The sequence below is a fragment of the Geobacillus sp. BK01 genome (assembly GCF_052220245.1).
GTDB lineage: Bacteria > Bacillota > Bacilli > Bacillales > Anoxybacillaceae > Geobacillus.
In genome coordinates this window covers 211,968-227,977 of the sequence record NZ_JBQPTH010000003.1, presented here as the reverse complement: position 1 = coordinate 227,977, position 16,010 = coordinate 211,968, and the positions used below count along the sequence as shown (strand labels likewise).

The following is a 16,010-nucleotide window of genomic DNA, read 5'->3' as shown; positions in this document are numbered from 1 at the left end:
CCCTCCTTCCGCAAAGGGGGGATTTGTCGCCAAAAGGTGGGTGAGAACGGTGTGGACAGCGATGTTCAGTTCTGTGGAAGCGGGCTTGATTTATGCCATTATGGCGCTTGGCGTCTATTTGTCGTTTCGCATTTTAGATTTTCCTGATTTAACGGTTGACGGCAGCTTTGTCACCGGTGCATCCGTTGCCGCGGTGCTCATTTTTAATGGGGCGAATCCGTTTGCCGCGTCAGCTGCGGCGCTTTTGGCCGGCTTTGCGGCCGGAGCGTTGACCGGGCTGTTGCATACGAAGGGGAAGATCAACCCGCTTTTATCCGGTATTTTAATGATGATCGCCTTGTATTCGATCAATTTGCGCATTATGGGAAAATCGAACGTGCCGCTGTTGCAGCAGGAGACCATCATGACGAAAATCACGGCCGTCTGGCAACAAACCGGACTGGACGCGGTGCTCAATCAACTGTTTTCTTTTACGGGATTCATGCCGCGGACATGGGCCATTTTATGTTCGATGGCCGTGCTCGTATTGATTATCAAAGGAATTCTTGATTGGCTGATGAAAACAGAATTCGGAATCGCGCTGCGGGCGGCCGGCGACAACAAGCCGATGGTGGCAAGCTTTTCCGCCAACACGGATTGGCTTATCGTCTTTGGGCTTGGGTTGTCCAATGCGCTCGTTGCCTTTTCTGGGGCGCTCATCGCCCAGTATGGCGGGTTTAGCGACGTCGGTATGGGAATCGGGATGATTGTCATCGGTTTAGCTTCTGTGATCATTGGCGAAGCGTTGTTCGGCGCCCGTTCAGTCATACGCGCGACGTGGGCGGTCATCGGCGGCGCTATCGTTTACCGCCTCATTTTAGCGCTCGCCTTGCGTGTCGAGTTTTTGGAAACGGGCGATGTAAAATTAATTACCGCACTCATTGTCATATCAGCGCTCATCGTGCCTAACGTGTTGGCGGTACAAAAAGAAAAGCGGCGGAAAAAGCGGAAAGCACGGCAGTTGGAAAGGAGGGAGTCCGTTGCTGGAGCTGAAACGAATTACAAAAGTATTTAACGAGGGAACAGCTGACGAGAAAGCCGCTTTGCAAGGCATTGATTTAACGCTTTCGCCCGGTGATTTCGTCACCGTTATCGGCAGCAACGGCGCCGGAAAATCAACGCTGATGAACATCATCGCCGGGAGGCTGTCTCCCGACACAGGCGAGGTATGGATCAACGGCCGCAACGTGACCATGCTTAAAGAACATGCCCGTGCCCGCTACATCGGCCGCGTGTTTCAAGATCCGATGGCCGGTACCGCCCCCCATATGACGATTGAAGAAAATTTGGCGCTCGCTTACAACCGGACAAGGCGGCGCACATTGCGCCTTGGCGTGACACGAGAAAAGCGCGAGTGGTTTCGGGAAACGCTGCGCACGCTCCACTTAGGGTTGGAAGACCGGCTCACCGCCAAAGTCGGGCTCCTCTCCGGCGGAGAACGGCAAGCGCTCTCGCTGTTGATGGCGACATTCACAAAGCCGAATGTGCTTTTGCTTGACGAGCATACCGCCGCTCTCGACCCGGCGCGCGCCGAGCTTGTCACCGAATTGACGAAGCAAATCGTCGCTCAACATAGCTTGACGACGTTGATGGTGACGCACAATATGGAGCAGGCGATACGCCTTGGCAATCGGCTTATTATGATGGACGGCGGGCAAATTATTTTTGCCGCTGAAGGGGAGGAAAAAGAGAAATTGACGGTCGAGCGGTTGCTTGAAGAGTTTCAGCGCATTCGCGGCAGCCGGTTTGCGAGTGACCGCGCTGTGCTTAGTTCATAAAGTGAAACGAGGTGTCCGAAGCTTGCGGGCACCTCGTTTTCTGTACAGCGAAGCGGATCAAGTTGTTGGGCGCGGCTTGGTCGCTTTTTGGTAAGCGGCTTGCAGCGCTTTCGTTACGGCCCCCGGTTCGCCGCTACCGATTGCTGTCTCGTCAACTTGAACGATCGGGGTGACCGCGGAAGTGGTGCTCGTTAAAAACAGTTCATCCGCCTCGGCGAGGCTGCTGACTGAAAACGCCTTTTCGATGAAAGGAATGCCAAGTTCGGCGCAAAACTGTTGGACTTTTGTGCGGACGATGCCGTTTAAAATCCGTTCCGTCGCCGGGTGGGTGTATACGGTGTTGTGTTTGACAAGAAAAATGTTCGATGAACTGCCTTCGGTAACGACGCCATCGCGGTGAAAAATGGCTTCAAACGCTCCGCGTTCGACGGCTTCTTGTTTCGCGAGCACGTTTGGCAGCAAGTTTAAGCTTTTAATATAGCAGTACTCCCAGCGAACGTCTTTCGTTAAAGTGGCACGCACACCGTGCGTCATTTCGTCTGTTTTTCGCGCCATCGGTTGGATATAGGCGTACAAGTTCGGTCGGTTTTCGGCTGGGAACGCGTGGCTGCGCGGAAAGCTGCCCCGCGTCACTTGCAAATACAAAATGGCATCTTCGCGCACATCGTTCATGCGGCGAAGCTGTTCGAGCTGCTCGGACAGCTCTTCGGGAGCGAACGGGACGGACAGGCGAATGGCGGCTGCTGAACGGTACAGACGGTCGAGATGCTCTTGAAGCCAAACGTACGCTCCGCTGTATAGGCGAACTACCTCATAGACGCCATCGCCAAACTGCAAGCCGCGTTCTTCCATCGGATACGTCACTTGCTCATAGCGAAAAATGCCACGTTCGGTCAATACGTGCGGTTTTACTGACATAATAGTGCACTCCTTTTCAATTGCGCAAATAATGAACCAATTCGATTATATCATAGATTGATTTTCTCCCCTACTCCCGCTTTGTGCCAAAGCGGGAGCTTCCTAGAAGGCCGGGCATTGAAAAGGAGAGGCCGCTTTCACGGAGCAGTTTTTAAATTGAGAAGTTTTGCGCCGCTGTAACGTTATTCCTTTCCATCTCCTGCAAATTAAGCGAATCCGTTGTTTTCGCTAGCCTCCTAGTTAAGAGGATAAAAGAACTGACCTATGTTCGGGTTGCGAAATGACAGCGATTTTTAGACAATAAACATATCAAACTAGTGAAACGGGGGAATGGATAGATGGAAACAACATGGACGGCTGGTAAAATGGCGCCGTTTCGCCAAGGAGTGCAGGCGGGGGTGGCGATCGCCATCGGTTATATGCCGATCGCGCTGACATTTGGCCTGCTCGCTAAGACGACCGGGCTGACGCTTGCAGAAACGGTGCTGATGAGCGTCGTCGTTTTTGCCGGCGCCTCGCAATATATTGCGCTCAGCTTGCTTTCCGTCGGTACCGGTATATTTGAAATCATTTTAACGACATTTATTTTAAACATTCGCCATTTTTTAATGTCCGCTTCGCTCAACGAAAAAGCGGAGGCGGATGCGCTTTGGAAAAAGGCGCTGTATGCGTTTGGCATTACGGATGAAACGTTTTCCGTTGCGGCCATGAAAGAGGGGACGGTTAGCGCTTCGTATATGTTTGGGCTGATCATGATGGCGTACGGCAGCTGGGTCGTCAATTCCGGCATCGGTTATGCTGTCGGGGCAAGCTTGCCGGAAAGCTTACAAGAGAGCATGTCGGTCGCTTTGTACGCCATGTTTATCGGCTTGCTCGTCCCAGCGCTGAAAAAGCAGCGGAAAACGGTATGGCTGGCAGGGTTAGCTGCCGTGTTCAACTCGCTCGGCACGCTTGTCTTTCATCTGTCTAAAGGCTGGTCGATCGTGCTGGCGACGCTTCTTTCGGCAGTCGTCGTCCAGTGGCTGGCGAAGAAGGGGGAGAATGAGGATGAATAACGCGATCGTTTGGATGATTCTCGGCATGGGGATCGTCACGTATTTGCCGCGCATGTTGCCGCTCGTGCTGCTTGGGCGCGTCCAGCTGCCGCCGTTTTGGCAAGGGGTGCTGAAAAATGTGCCGTATGCTGCACTTGGCGCGCTGATTATCCCTGATATTTTTTTCATTCAAGACGACATTCTCTTTGGGGTGATCGGTTTTGCGGCGGCGGTGACTGCCGCCTGGCTCGGTGCGAATGTTATTGTTGTCGTGCTTGCTGCGGTTGTGGTGCTTAGTTGCTATTCGATGCTGATGTAAAAGGTTCGGCATTCAATGAAAAAAAGGGCAGACAATGCCCTCTTTTTTCTTTCCGCACGTTACACCTATTACCAAATCATCACGACAATTCATCCATAATCGTTTTGTACACTTCATCAACACGAAATCGTGACGCTCCCCCCATGTCGATCTGTTCGATGACCCGTCCGTCCCGATTGAGCAAGTAAGCGAGCGACGTATGCACAATCATGCCGTTTCCCGGGTCACGGTATTGGAAGTTGAAAGCGTCTGCCGTCGCTTTTGTCGCTACTTCGCTGCCGCGCAAAAACACCCATCCTTGCCCATCGCCAGTCACCCCAAACGTATTTGCGTATGTTTGCAGTTTTTCTTTCGTATCGCGCTCAGGGTCAATGGTGATTGTAACAAATTCTACATCGCGGCCGAATACTCCGGCTTTTTGCAATCGGTCACGCAATTTCGCCATCTGCATGGTCGTATTTGGACAAATATCCGGACAGTTCGTGTAAATGAACTCGACGAGCCGGACTTTTGGCGGCAAGCTGTCAAAAGAATAAGGGGCTCCCCATGCAGTCTCCATCGTCACGTCATCCGGCAGATGCATAGCGGACGGTTTATAGACGGCAAAGTAAAAGATGCCGGCACCGATGCCAGCGAGCACAAACGATGCGGCGATCATATACCATTTTTTCATCATCATCACTCCTCTACTATTGATCATACCAAAACGGCGGACAGAAAGAGTACTGTTTTTATGAACGTTATGCGTCTATTTTCCTAATTGAAGAAAATTTCAAAAAAGGGCTTGCATTTTTTTTTTTCTGTTATATAATAAAAAACGTAAATAAAGAAATGTAATATAACAATACAGATGGGGGAAGGAAAAATGGCGTCATTTACTGAACGTGTCCGACAATTAGAGGAAAGTTGGAAAAATGAGGAGCGTTGGAAAGGGATCGTTCGCCCGTACAGCGCCGAAGATGTCATTAAACTGCGCGGTTCGCTCGATATTGAGCATACGCTTGCTCGGCGCGGTGCTGAGAAGTTATGGCAGCTGTTAAATACGGAAGATTACGTCCATGCGCTCGGGGCGCTGACCGGAAATCAGGCGGTGCAGCAAGTGAAAGCCGGGCTGAAAGCCATTTACTTAAGCGGCTGGCAGGTGGCGGCCGACGCCAACCTCGCGGGGCATATGTATCCGGACCAAAGCTTGTATCCGTCCAATAGCGTTCCGCATGTTGTCAAACGAATTAATCAGGCGTTGCAGCGTGCAGATCAAATCCAACATTTGGAAGGAAGCGGCGATGTCGACTATTTTGTGCCGATCGTGGCTGACGCAGAGGCTGGATTCGGCGGCCAGCTGAACGTGTTTGAGCTCATGAAAGGAATGATCGAGGCCGGGGCGGCCGGTGTTCATTTTGAAGATCAGCTGTCGTCAGAGAAAAAATGCGGCCATTTAGGCGGGAAAGTGTTGTTGCCGACGCAAACGGCCGTGCGCAACTTAATCGCAGCGCGGCTTGCCGCTGACGTCATGGGTGTCCCGACTGTGCTCATCGCCCGCACCGATGCGAACGCCGCCGACTTGATCACAAGCGACATTGACCCGCGCGATCAACAGTTTATAACCGGCGAACGGACGACGGAAGGGTTTTATCGCACACGGGCAGGCCTTGACCAGGCGATTGCCCGCGGACTTGCCTACGCGCCGTATGCCGATCTCATTTGGTGCGAAACGAGCGAACCAAATTTGGAGGAAGCACGCCGATTCGCGGAAGCGATTCACGAGCGATTCCCTGGCAAGCTGCTGGCGTACAACTGCTCGCCGTCGTTTAACTGGAAGAAAAAATTGGATGATGAAACGATCGCCAAATTCCAACAAGAACTCGGCAAAATGGGGTACAAGTTCCAATTCGTCACTCTGGCCGGTTTCCATGCACTCAACTACAGCATGTTCGAGTTGGCGCGCGGCTATAAAGAGCGCGGCATGGCGGCGTATGCTGAACTGCAGCAGGCGGAATTTGCCGCTGAGAAGTACGGCTATACGGCAACGCGCCATCAGCGCGAAGTCGGTACCGGCTACTTCGATGAGGTCGCTCAAGTGATCTCTGGCGGTCAGTCGTCCACAGTCGCCTTAAAAGGGTCAACTGAAGAAGAACAGTTTACAACTGCTTAATGTGAATCAACAGCGGATCTAGATGAAAGCCCGGCCTCCCCGGGCTTTTTTTTTTTTGGATAAAAGGAAAAAGGTGGGGCATCCTATGGGGGAGGGAGGCGATGGGATGGAGAAGAAAAAAGGCGATCTGCCGGAATTAATGCCCGCTGAATTTCGCGTCAGTACAGATCTTCACTTTGAGCAATGGTGGATGAATGAGGAAACGTATGCGGGTGATTCGGTCGGCGAACATACCGCGCTTGAGCAGGCGAATGAATACTTGGCAGCCAAAGAAATCGGTCAAACATTTGAAAACGCATAACGGCACCCGTGACGATAGTCATGGGTTTTTTTTACGATAGAAAGCCATTAATCTTTTTCAAAATATAGAAAAATATAACTTCTGATGGTATGATAGGGGTAGTGAGCCAGTTGATAGGAAAGGGGATGAACCGATGAAAGTGAATGAGTTTATTGTGTTGGAACATTTCGTCGTGAGCCGTTATACAATGGCGATTCTCCCGTACCCGTTGAACAGTGACATCTATGCAAAAGTAGTGGAGGAAGATGGTGAATATATTGTCAAAAAAACGCCGACCGACATCATTAAACATAGCTGCGATTATTACGGCTGCAGCTTCCAAGGCAGAAAAGACGGAACAAAGGCATTGATCGGTATCACCCACAAGGCGCCGATTGCCATCGAACCGTCCAACGGAATTTACGTCTTCCCGACTTCTTCCCCGAGAGATTCCGGCTGCGTTTGGCTGTCCCATATGCACGTCTATCGGTATGAGCCCGCCAAATATGAGCGAACCATTGTTTATTTCCGTAACGGAAAAAACGTATTCCTCGATGTTTCCTATAAATCCTTTATCAATCAATTGTATCGAACAGCCCAACTGCGGACGAAACTGGCAGACCGAATGGAGGCAAGAGAACGCAAGCTGCAATACATATTCCGTATGCAGCAAGAAAAAGATGTGACAGAGCATTGATGATAAAAAATGGGTTTTCATAAACATGAGTTCAAATTGCACGGCCGGGCGTGTAAAATAAAAGTATAAACGGCATTTGAATGGAGAAAGATGCATGAATATGGAGACGCTCAAACAATGGTTCACGCTCGATAACGTGCTTTCCTTGCTCGAACATTACCGCTCATTTGGCGTGTTTCCCGGCATTGCCGCGACGCTGCTCGAGTCGTTTTTTCCGATCTTGCCGATGGTTGTGTTTGTGATGGCGAACGCCGCCGCGTTTGGATTGTGGAAAGGGTTTTTCATTTCTTGGCTTGGCGCTTCGCTCGGCTCGCTCATCGTATTTTGGCTGACACGGAGAATCGGCCAGCAGCGTTTTTTTCGTTTTGTCCGCCGCCACCCAAAAGTGCGCCGGTTCATGCATTGGATCGAACGGCATGGATTTGGTCCGCTATTTTTGCTTTATTGTTTCCCTTTCACTCCGTCAGCGCTTGTCAATATTGTCGCCGGGCTGTCCGGCATCAGCCGCCAACAGTTTGTGCTCGCGGTGTTGCTCGGAAAGATGATCATGATTTTTACGATCAGTTTTATCGGTTATGACATCGTGGCGCTCGTTCGTCAACCATTGCGGACAGCCGGCATTGCTGTGATCGTCTTGTTGCTTTGGTATGCAGGAAAACGGATAGAGGCGAGATTTTCGCTGACAGAAAAACAAAGCGGCAGGGAGGACGGAGAATGACAGAAGAAAACAAAAAGAAAAAACGAAGACACCGATGGCCATGGCTGGCCGCCGTTTGCTTGATTGCCGCACTCCGTTTTTTTGTTTTCAGCAACTATATGGTAGAGGGAAAATCGATGATGCCGACATTGCAAAGCGGCAATTTGCTGATTGTCAATAAGCTGCGCTATGAAATCGGACCGATACACCGATTCGACATTGTCGTTTTCCATGCCAATCAAAAGGAAGATTATGTAAAACGGGTCATCGGGCTGCCGGGAGACCGAATTGAATACAAAAACGATAGATTGTATATCAATGGACAAAAAGTCAACGAACCGTATTTACAGCCTTATAAGCAAAAATTGGTCAGCGGCAAGCTGACGGGTGATTTTACCCTTGAAGAGGTGACCGGGGAAAAACGGGTGCCGGCCGGCTGCATTTTCGTCCTCGGTGATAATCGGCTTGGCAGTTGGGACAGCCGCCATTTCGGTTTTGTTAAAATCAGCCAGGTCGTCGGCAAAGTCGACCTCCGTTATTGGCCATTTGGACAGTTTGCTTTCCGTTTTTAGAGCAGCGGCTTGCTTTGGCACAAAACATGGTGGTGTCGAAGTGCCGGCGAAAGGAAAGCTTTTTTCTTTGCCGAAATTTGTTGTCCGGCGCTCACGGTTTGAATTGCGGGGGAAAGAGAAGCAGCGTTCGAGGCTTTTTTGGGGCGATTGCTTTCGATAACCATTTTTGCCGGCTCGCTGCTGCAGAATGTGGGTGGGACGGATGCAACTCGTCAAACACGAACGTGTGTGCTAAAATGAAAGAAATATAAGGAAATGAATGGTGGTGATCGTTATGTCGCTGCGGTTTTTGCTCGGTCGGTCGGGAAGTGGAAAAACGGCTGTCTGTCTCGAGGAAATTCGCCGTCAGCTGCAAGAAGATCCAAAGGGGAGGACGATTGTCTACCTTGTCCCGGAACAAATGACATTTCAATGTGAATACGCGTTAATCCATACCGAGGGAGTAGAGGGGATGATCCGCGCTCAAGTGTTCAGCTTCCCCCGCCTCGCCTGGCGCGTGTTGCAAGAAACAGGAGGCATGAGCCGTTACTACGTCCATGACGTTGGCGTGCAAATGATGATTCGTAAAATTATTGAACAGCGCAAACAGGAGCTGAAGCTATTTGGACGTGCGGCGGACAAAAGTGGTTTTGTCGAACAAATGCATGAGATGATCGCTGAATGCAAGCGGTATTGCCTGGCGCCGGATGAACTCCGCCGCCACGCCGATATGCTCGAAAGCGGGTCAGGCCAACCGGGCCGCCGTTTGCTGGCCGATAAGTTAAGCGATGTGGCGCTCGTTTATGAGGAGTTGGAGCGGAGCCTTCTCGGCCATTATCTTGATTCGGAAGATTATTTGCGCCTGCTTGCCGAGCACATCCCCCGCTCCGGCTACTTGCATGGCGCCGACATTTATATTGACGGTTTTCATCATTTTTCCCCACAGGAATATATGGTCATTGAACAGCTTCTTCACCATTGCCGGCGCGTCACCGTTTGCTTGACGGCTGACCGCCCGTACGATGACGGGATGCCGGACGAGCTCAACCTCTTTTACTTGCCGGCGCAGACATACCGCCAGTTGCGCGAACTTGCTTTGGCTAACGATATTATGATCGAACCACCGGTCGTGCTTTCTGTCAACCGCCGCCATCAAGACGGGGCGCTCGTCCATCTTGAGGCGCAGTTTCACCGCCGCCCGCTGCCCCCGTACGAAGCGGAGACCGACGCGATTCGCCTTTACGAAGCAGCCAACCGCCGCGCGGAAATCGAGGCGGTCGCTCGGGAAATCATCCGTCTCGTCCGCGACGAAGGGGCACGCTACCGCGACATTGCGCTCATCATCCGCCAGGCGGAGGCGTATCGCGATCTGGTGAAAACGGTGTTTTTTGACTTTGACATCCCGTATTTTGTGGATGAAAAAGAGCCGATGCACCATCACCCGCTCATGGAACTCGTGCGCGCTGCTTTGGAGACAGTGGTGACGCGTTGGCGCTATGAAGCGGTCTTTCGCGCCATAAAAACGGATTTGCTCTTTCCGGTTGATGGCGACTTGGCCGCGTGGCGCGAGGCGGCCGACAAGCTCGAAAACTACGTGCTCGCCTATGGGGTGAAAGGTGAAAAATGGACAAGCGGCGAGCGCTGGACATACCGCCGCTACCAGGCGCTCGACGGGCTGAACGTACCGCAGACGGATGAAGAGCGACAGCTTGAAGACAAGCTCAACGCATGGCGCGAGGCGCTGACGGCCCCGCTCCGCCGGTTTGAGCGTCGTCTGCAAAGGGCCGCTGACGGGCGCGATTTTTGCGCGGCTTTATATCTCTTTTTAGAAGAGTTGCAAATTCCAAAAAAACTAGAGCAAATGAGCGCGCAAGCGGAAGCGGATGGACGCCTCGTCGAAGCGCGCCAACACGAGCAGGCGTGGAACGCGGTCGTTGATTTGCTCGACCAATATGTCGAAATGCTTGGGACGGAATCACTGCCACTTCCTGAGTTTGCTAAAATTATTGAAGCTGGGCTCGACCGACTTGAATTTGCTCTTGTTCCGCCGGCGATCGACCAAGTGATCGTCGCTCAGCTCGACCGGTCGCGCCTGATTGGGATCAAATATGCGTTTATCATCGGGGCTAATGACGGCGTCATCCCGGCCAAGGCGAAGGAAGAGGGGCTCATGGCCGAGGTCGAGCGGGAGCAATTGCGCGAATTCGGCATGGCGCTTGCACCCGGAGGGAGGGAGCAGCTGTTTTACGATCCATTTTTTGTTTACTTAGCTCTGGCCTGTCCGAGCCGGCGTCTATACGTTACATATCCGCTCGCCGATGGCGAAGGGAAAGCGCTTATGCCGTCCCCGCTTATTAAACAGTTGGTTCAACTGTTTCCGCATCTGCCTGTTCATTTATGCGGCCATGATCCGTTCGATGCCCCGGAGGAGAAACCGGAGGCGTTTGTCACTGCGCCGCGGGCGACACAGACGTATCTCATCAGCCAGCTGCGGGCATGGAAACGAAATTACGGTATTGCTCCGCTTTGGTGGGATGTGTATAACGTGCTGATCAACCATCCGGAATGGAAGGCGCGAGTGCAGCAGGCGGTGTCGGCGCTGTTTTATACGAATCAGGCGCCAACGCTCAAAAGACAATGGAGCCGGCGGCTGTACGGAAAGAAAATTCAGGCGAGCGTCTCGCGCATGGAACAGTTCCAAAAATGCCCGTACGCTCATTTCGTTTCACACGGTCTGCGCCTGAAAGAGAGGAATGTCTTCCGCCTTGAGGCACCGGATGTCGGGCAACTGTTTCATGCCGCCATCAAGCAAATTGCCGACCGAGTGCGCGAACGGCACCTCGACTGGAAAGAGCTATCAAGATTGGAATGTGAGCGGCTGTCGGCCGAAGCGGTCGAACGAATTGCCCCGCTCATTCAGCAGCAAGTGCTATCGAGTTCTAATCGCTATGAATATATGAAACGGAAATTAAAAAAGGTCGTCGCCCGCACGACGCAAGTGTTGAGCGAACATGCGCGGGCGAGCGGTTTTGCCCCGATCGGGTTCGAGTTGTCATTTGGGCCGGGCGGTGACTTGCCGCCGCTTCGCTTCCAGCTTCGTGACGGAACGGTAATGGAGCTCGTTGGGCGGATCGACCGCGTTGATAAGGCGGAAAGCAGCCAAGGGGTGCTCCTGCGCATCATCGATTACAAATCGAGCGCCAAAACGCTTGATTTGACAGAAGTGTATTACGGTTTAGCGCTGCAAATGTTCACGTATTTGGATATTGTACTAACGTATGCCGAACAGCTCGTCGGCCAGTCGGCTCTGCCAGCGGGGGTGCTTTATTTCCACATCCACAACCCGATTATTCAAGCGAAGCGATGGCTTGACGACGAAATAGAAAGGACAAGAATCCTGCTTGAGCCGTTCCGGATGCGCGGATTGCTGCTCGCTGACGCCGAGGCCATCCGGCTGATGGATAACCAAACAGAAAATGGGCAATGGTCGTTCATTGTCCCTGCCCAGCTGACGAGAACCGGGGCGATTCACGCGCGTTCTTCAGTGGCGAGCGCATCCGACTTTGCCGCGTTGCGCCGGCACGTTCGCCGCTTGTTTGTTGATATTGGCGAACAAATTGCCGATGGCGACATCTCGATCGCCCCGTACAAGCTAAAAAACAAAACAGCGTGCGAGTTTTGCGCCTTTAAACCGGTATGTCAATTCGATGAATCGTTATCGGGCAACGGGTATCGGAAATTGGCTCCGCAGACGAAGGATGCGGTGATCGAAACATTAACGGAAAGGGAGGAAGGGTCATGAACGTCACGTTTCGCCCGAAGCCAGCCGGAAGCCGGTGGACGGATGAACAATGGAAGGCGATCGCGGCCGGCGGCCGGGATATTCTCGTCGCCGCGGCGGCGGGATCCGGAAAAACAGCCGTTCTTGTCGAGCGAATTATTCAAAAAGTGACGGCGGAAGAAGGGGCAGTTGATATTGACCGGCTGCTTGTCGTCACGTTTACGAATGCGGCAGCGGCCGAGATGAGAGCGAGAATTGGCGAAGCGCTCGAACGAGAGCTCGCCAAGCGCCCGCATTCACTCCATTTGCGGCGTCAACTCAGCTTGCTCAACCGCGCCCCGATTTCAACGCTCCATTCTTTCTGTTTGGATGTGATCCGCAAATATTATTATTTGCTCGATTTGGATCCGTCGTTTCGCATTGCCGATGAGACGGAAATCGAGCTGTTGAAAGAAGACGTCCTTGAAGAACTGCTAGAGGAAGAATACGGAAAAGCGGACAATGAACGCTTTTTTGCCGTTGTCGACGCCTATACCGGTGACCGCAGTGACGCGGAGCTGCAGGAGATGATATTCGCGCTTTACGAATTTTCCCGTTCTCATCCGACGCCGGATGAATGGTTGGCCGGTTTAGTATCGATGTATGATGTCGACGAACAAACGCCGGTGAAGACGCTGGCGCCGGCGCGCTATATCGCTCAGCACGCAACGATGGAACTGGCGGCGGCCAGACGGTTCCTTCGCTTGGCTTTGACGCTTGCTGGGAAGGAAAGGGGTCCGAAGCCGTACGTAAAGCGGCTGCACGAAGATATGGACTTGATCGCTGATTTGGAGAGAAGGCTGTCCGGGTCGTGGGATGAGTTGTATCATGCGCTGCAGTCGCTCTCGTTCGGTCGGCTTCCGGCCTGCCGCGGCGATGGGTTTGACGCACAACTCATCGATGAGGCGAAAGCGCTGCGCGATCAGGCGAAAAAGAAAATTGAGGCATTGCGTGAAGATGTGTTTTCGCTCCGTCCGTCTGCTTGGCTTCGCCATATGCGCGAGATGAAGCCGGTCGTCGAAACGATCGTCGCCCTCGTCCGCCGCTTTTCCGCCATGTTTGAAACGGCGAAACGGGAAAAGGGGATTGTCGATTTTTCCGACTTGGAACATTATTGTTTGCGCATTTTGCGTCGGCGCGATCCGGAAACAGGCGAATGGCAGCCGTCAGCCGCCGCTTTGGAGTACCAAGGGCAGTTCGATGAAGTGCTCGTCGATGAGTATCAAGATACCAACCTTGTCCAGGAAACGATTTTGCAGCTCGTCAAAAAAGGAAATGAGCGAACAGGCAACTTGTTTATGGTCGGCGATGTCAAACAATCGATTTACCGGTTCCGACTCGCCGAGCCGATGCTGTTTCTCGATAAGTATAAGCGGTTCACTGCCGATGGGGAAGCCGGGGGAATGAAAATCGACTTGGCGAACAATTTCCGCAGCCGCGCCGAAGTGCTTGATGGGACAAACTTCTTATTCGCTCAAATTATGGGTGAAGCCGTCGGGGAGATGACGTACGATGAAGCGGCCCAACTAAAGTACGGAGCCGATTATCCAAGCGGGCCGGATGCCGTTCCGGAAGTGATGATCATCGACCGGCAATGTTCGGCGGAAGAAGATGAAGAAGAAGCGGCCGAACTTGAGGCGGCCGAGTTGGAGGCGCGCCTGATGGCGGAAAAAATTAAAGAGCTTGTTTCGCGCCCGTTTTATGTGTATGACCGTTCGAGCGGGCAACCGCGGCGCGCTATGTATCGTGACATCGTCGTGCTTGTCCGTTCGATGACGAATGCGCCGCAAATGATTGAGCAGTTGCAGGCGCATGGCATTCCAGCCGCCGCTGATTTATCATCCGGCTATTTCCAGGCGACAGAAATTTCGGTGATGCTGTCGCTGTTGAAAGTGATCGACAATCCCCACCAAGATATTCCGCTGGCTGCCGTGCTCCGCTCACCGCTATTCCGTTTTGATGAAAACGAGCTCGCTATGATCCGTCTCAGCGACCCGAAGGGCACGTTTTTCGAGGCGCTGCAATCGTTTCGCCAAAAGCCGGCGGAAACGGAAGAGGAAGAGAAGGCCAAGAAAAAAGCGACTGCCTTTTTCAAGCAGTTGGAAGTGTGGCGCACGATGGCGCGCCGCGGTTCATTAGCGGATCTGATTTGGCAGCTATATCGCGACACGCAGTTTTATGATTTTGTCGGTGCGTTGCCGGGCGGAAAGCAGCGGCAAGCCAATTTGCGCGCCTTGTATGACCGCGCCCGGCAATACGAATCGACGTCATTCCGCGGGCTGTTCCGCTTTCTCCGCTTCATTGAGCGGCTGCAGGAGCGCGGCGACGACTTAGGGGCGGCCCGCCCGCTCAGCGAGCAGGAAGATGTTGTGCGCATCATGACAATCCATAGCAGCAAAGGGCTCGAGTTTCCGATCGTTTTTCTTGCCGGGCTCGCCCGCCCGTTTTATACGCGCGATTTGCGTCATCCGTATTTGCTTGATAAAGAGCTCGGCTTTGCCGCCCGATTTGTCCATCCGCAGCTGCGCATCAGCTATCCGACCATGCCGCTGCTGGCCATTCAAGTAAAGAAGCGGCTCGAGCTGCTCGCCGAGGAAATGCGCATTTTGTACGTCGCGCTTACAAGGGCGAAAGAGAAACTGTACTTGCTTGCCTCAGTCAACGATGTAAACAAGGAGATTGAAAAATGGAAAGGAGTGGCTGCTGAAAGCGGTTGGCTTCTTCCTGACGATGTGCGAGCGTCGGCCCGCTCATACTTGGATTGGATCGGACGGGCGCTCATCCGTCATCGTGACGCGCGCGCCCTTGCGGCGGTTGAGGCGGAGGAAGAAATTTCCTCTCACCCGTCCGTGTGGCGTCTTGCCATCGTGTCGGCGGCCAAGCTGCGCAGTGGTGAAACGCCAGCTGACCAAAAGGATGGCGGTACGCTTGCTGCGCTTGAACAAGGCCGTCCCGTTCCAATCGGAGGGGAATGGGAGGAGGAAGCAAGGCGTCGCCTGTTGTGGCGGTATCGTTACGGGAAGGAGACGGCCGTGCGCGCCAAACAGTCAGTTTCGGAACTGAAAGAACAGCGTGCGCTGTTTGGTGAGCAGGCGGACGAATGGATGCCGCGCAAGGGAACAGCGCCGCTGTTTTCCCGGCCGCGCTTTATGCAGAAAAAAACGTTGACGCCAGCCGAAAAAGGGACTGCGCTTCATATCGTCATGCGCCATCTCGATTTGCAGGCACCGATAGACGAATCATCGATTCGCCGTCAGATCATGCGGCTTGTGGAGAAAGAATTGTTGTCGGCTGAGCAAGCTGAAGCGGTCGATGCCGCTATGATCGTCGCCTTTTTCGCTACGGATATCGGCCGCCGCCTTTGCGCCGCCCGTGAAATATACCGCGAGGTGCCGTTCAGCTTGGGGCTTCCGGCTGACGAACTTTACGGCGGTGAGGAGATGGAGAGCGGCCGCCGCCTGCTCGTGCAAGGGGTCATTGATTGCGTATTTGCGGATGAGCGTGGGTATGTGATGATCGACTATAAGACGGACGAGGTGACAGGGCGTTTTGCCGGCCAAAAAGAGGAGGCCGCCCGCTTTTTGCTTGGTCGTTACGGGGCGCAAATGCGCTTATACCGACGGGCTATTGAACAAATTTGGCACGTGCCGGTGGCGGAATGTTACCTATATTCGTTTGACGGCGAATATTTTCTAGCCGTCGAGTGAAGTAAAGGGGGAGAGACG

The 16,010-nt window shown here is 53.0% G+C and carries 13 protein-coding genes; 11 read left to right on the top strand and 2 right to left on the bottom strand.

All coding sequences use genetic code 11. The annotated features are described in order from the left end of the window. Positions 1 to 61 precede the first annotated feature (61 nt). Both ACTVDO_RS05255 and ACTVDO_RS05250 read left to right on the top strand, forming a co-directional pair. Entirely contained in the window at positions 62 to 1,054 is a 993-nt protein-coding gene (locus tag ACTVDO_RS05255; RefSeq protein ID WP_041267843.1) for an ABC transporter permease, read from the top strand. Further along, positions 1,020 to 1,817: an ABC transporter ATP-binding protein gene (locus tag ACTVDO_RS05250; protein ID WP_020958817.1), complete on the top strand. Its 798-nt coding sequence runs from the start codon at positions 1,020 to 1,022 to the stop codon at positions 1,815 to 1,817. Before ACTVDO_RS05255 ends, ACTVDO_RS05250 begins: the two co-directional genes overlap by 35 nt. Positions 1,818 to 1,874: 57 nt before the next feature. Here ACTVDO_RS05250 and dat read toward each other — a convergent pair whose 3' ends face one another. After that, the gene (gene dat, locus ACTVDO_RS05245; RefSeq protein WP_442901167.1) at positions 1,875 to 2,735 is read right to left on the bottom strand and encodes a D-amino-acid transaminase; all 861 of its coding nucleotides are present in this window, start codon (positions 2,733 to 2,735) and stop codon (positions 1,875 to 1,877) included. A 338-nt stretch (positions 2,736 to 3,073) separates the two neighbouring features. Between dat and ACTVDO_RS05240 the strand changes: the two genes are divergently transcribed. Continuing rightward, entirely contained in the window at positions 3,074 to 3,790 is a 717-nt protein-coding gene (locus tag ACTVDO_RS05240) for an AzlC family ABC transporter permease (RefSeq protein ID WP_020958819.1), read from the top strand. Further along, positions 3,783 to 4,088: an AzlD domain-containing protein gene (locus ACTVDO_RS05235; RefSeq protein WP_020958820.1), complete on the top strand. Its 306-nt coding sequence runs from the start codon at positions 3,783 to 3,785 to the stop codon at positions 4,086 to 4,088. The genes ACTVDO_RS05240 and ACTVDO_RS05235 overlap by 8 nt, the downstream gene beginning before the upstream one ends. Before the next feature lie 79 nt (positions 4,089 to 4,167). Here the strand turns inward: ACTVDO_RS05235 and ACTVDO_RS05230 are convergent, their stop codons facing one another. Then, on the bottom strand, positions 4,168 to 4,761 hold the full coding sequence (locus ACTVDO_RS05230) for an SCO family protein (protein ID WP_020958821.1): 594 nt from the start codon (positions 4,759 to 4,761) through the stop codon (positions 4,168 to 4,170). Positions 4,762 to 4,953: 192 nt separating this feature from the next. Here ACTVDO_RS05230 and aceA point away from each other — a divergent pair, with 192 nt between their 5' ends. From aceA to addA, 7 genes are all read left to right on the top strand, one after another. After that, the gene (aceA, locus tag ACTVDO_RS05225; protein WP_020958822.1) at positions 4,954 to 6,240 is read left to right on the top strand and encodes an isocitrate lyase; all 1,287 of its coding nucleotides are present in this window, start codon (positions 4,954 to 4,956) and stop codon (positions 6,238 to 6,240) included. A gap of 106 nt (positions 6,241 to 6,346) precedes the next feature. Continuing rightward, positions 6,347 to 6,541, top strand: coding sequence for a hypothetical protein (locus ACTVDO_RS05220; RefSeq protein WP_023817487.1), 195 nt, complete (start codon positions 6,347 to 6,349; stop codon positions 6,539 to 6,541). Between the two features lie 133 nt (positions 6,542 to 6,674). Continuing rightward, positions 6,675 to 7,217, top strand: a complete 543-nt coding sequence (locus ACTVDO_RS05215; protein ID WP_020958824.1) for a competence protein ComK — start codon at positions 6,675 to 6,677, stop codon at positions 7,215 to 7,217. Positions 7,218 to 7,311: 94 nt separating this feature from the next. Beyond that, positions 7,312 to 7,935, top strand: coding sequence for a TVP38/TMEM64 family protein (locus ACTVDO_RS05210; protein WP_020958825.1), 624 nt, complete (start codon positions 7,312 to 7,314; stop codon positions 7,933 to 7,935). Further along, positions 7,932 to 8,486, top strand: a complete 555-nt coding sequence (gene lepB / locus ACTVDO_RS05205) for a signal peptidase I (protein WP_020958826.1) — start codon at positions 7,932 to 7,934, stop codon at positions 8,484 to 8,486. The genes ACTVDO_RS05210 and lepB overlap by 4 nt, the downstream gene beginning before the upstream one ends. 274 nt (positions 8,487 to 8,760) lie before the next feature. Then, complete coding sequence (addB, locus tag ACTVDO_RS05200) at positions 8,761 to 12,267, top strand: helicase-exonuclease AddAB subunit AddB (protein ID WP_335328898.1); 3,507 nt, start codon at positions 8,761 to 8,763, stop codon at positions 12,265 to 12,267. Beyond that, positions 12,264 to 15,992 (top strand): helicase-exonuclease AddAB subunit AddA, encoded by a 3,729-nt coding sequence (gene addA, locus ACTVDO_RS05195; RefSeq protein ID WP_442901166.1) that lies wholly within the window; start codon positions 12,264 to 12,266, stop codon positions 15,990 to 15,992. Before addB ends, addA begins: the two co-directional genes overlap by 4 nt. Positions 15,993 to 16,010: the final 18 nt, after the last annotated feature.

Excerpts from the sequence above, each read along its gene's own strand:
- addB (WP_335328898.1), top strand. The coding sequence starts at position 8,761 with ATGTCGCTGCGGTTTTTGCTCGGTCGGTCGGGAAGTGGAAAAACGGCT.
- ACTVDO_RS05215 (WP_020958824.1), top strand. The coding sequence starts at position 6,675 with ATGAAAGTGAATGAGTTTATTGTGTTGGAACATTTCGTCGTGAGCCGT.
- ACTVDO_RS05210 (WP_020958825.1), top strand. The coding sequence starts at position 7,312 with ATGAATATGGAGACGCTCAAACAATGGTTCACGCTCGATAACGTGCTT.
- ACTVDO_RS05240 (WP_020958819.1), top strand. The coding sequence starts at position 3,074 with ATGGAAACAACATGGACGGCTGGTAAAATGGCGCCGTTTCGCCAAGGA.
- ACTVDO_RS05230 (WP_020958821.1), bottom strand. The coding sequence starts at position 4,761 with ATGAAAAAATGGTATATGATCGCCGCATCGTTTGTGCTCGCTGGCATC.
- lepB (WP_020958826.1), top strand. The coding sequence starts at position 7,932 with ATGACAGAAGAAAACAAAAAGAAAAAACGAAGACACCGATGGCCATGG.
- ACTVDO_RS05235 (WP_020958820.1), top strand. The coding sequence starts at position 3,783 with ATGAATAACGCGATCGTTTGGATGATTCTCGGCATGGGGATCGTCACG.
- ACTVDO_RS05220 (WP_023817487.1), top strand. The coding sequence starts at position 6,347 with ATGGAGAAGAAAAAAGGCGATCTGCCGGAATTAATGCCCGCTGAATTT.
- ACTVDO_RS05255 (WP_041267843.1), top strand. The coding sequence starts at position 62 with ATGTTCAGTTCTGTGGAAGCGGGCTTGATTTATGCCATTATGGCGCTT.
- dat (WP_442901167.1), bottom strand. The coding sequence starts at position 2,735 with ATGTCAGTAAAACCGCACGTATTGACCGAACGTGGCATTTTTCGCTAT.
- aceA (WP_020958822.1), top strand. The coding sequence starts at position 4,954 with ATGGCGTCATTTACTGAACGTGTCCGACAATTAGAGGAAAGTTGGAAA.
- addA (WP_442901166.1), top strand. The coding sequence starts at position 12,264 with ATGAACGTCACGTTTCGCCCGAAGCCAGCCGGAAGCCGGTGGACGGAT.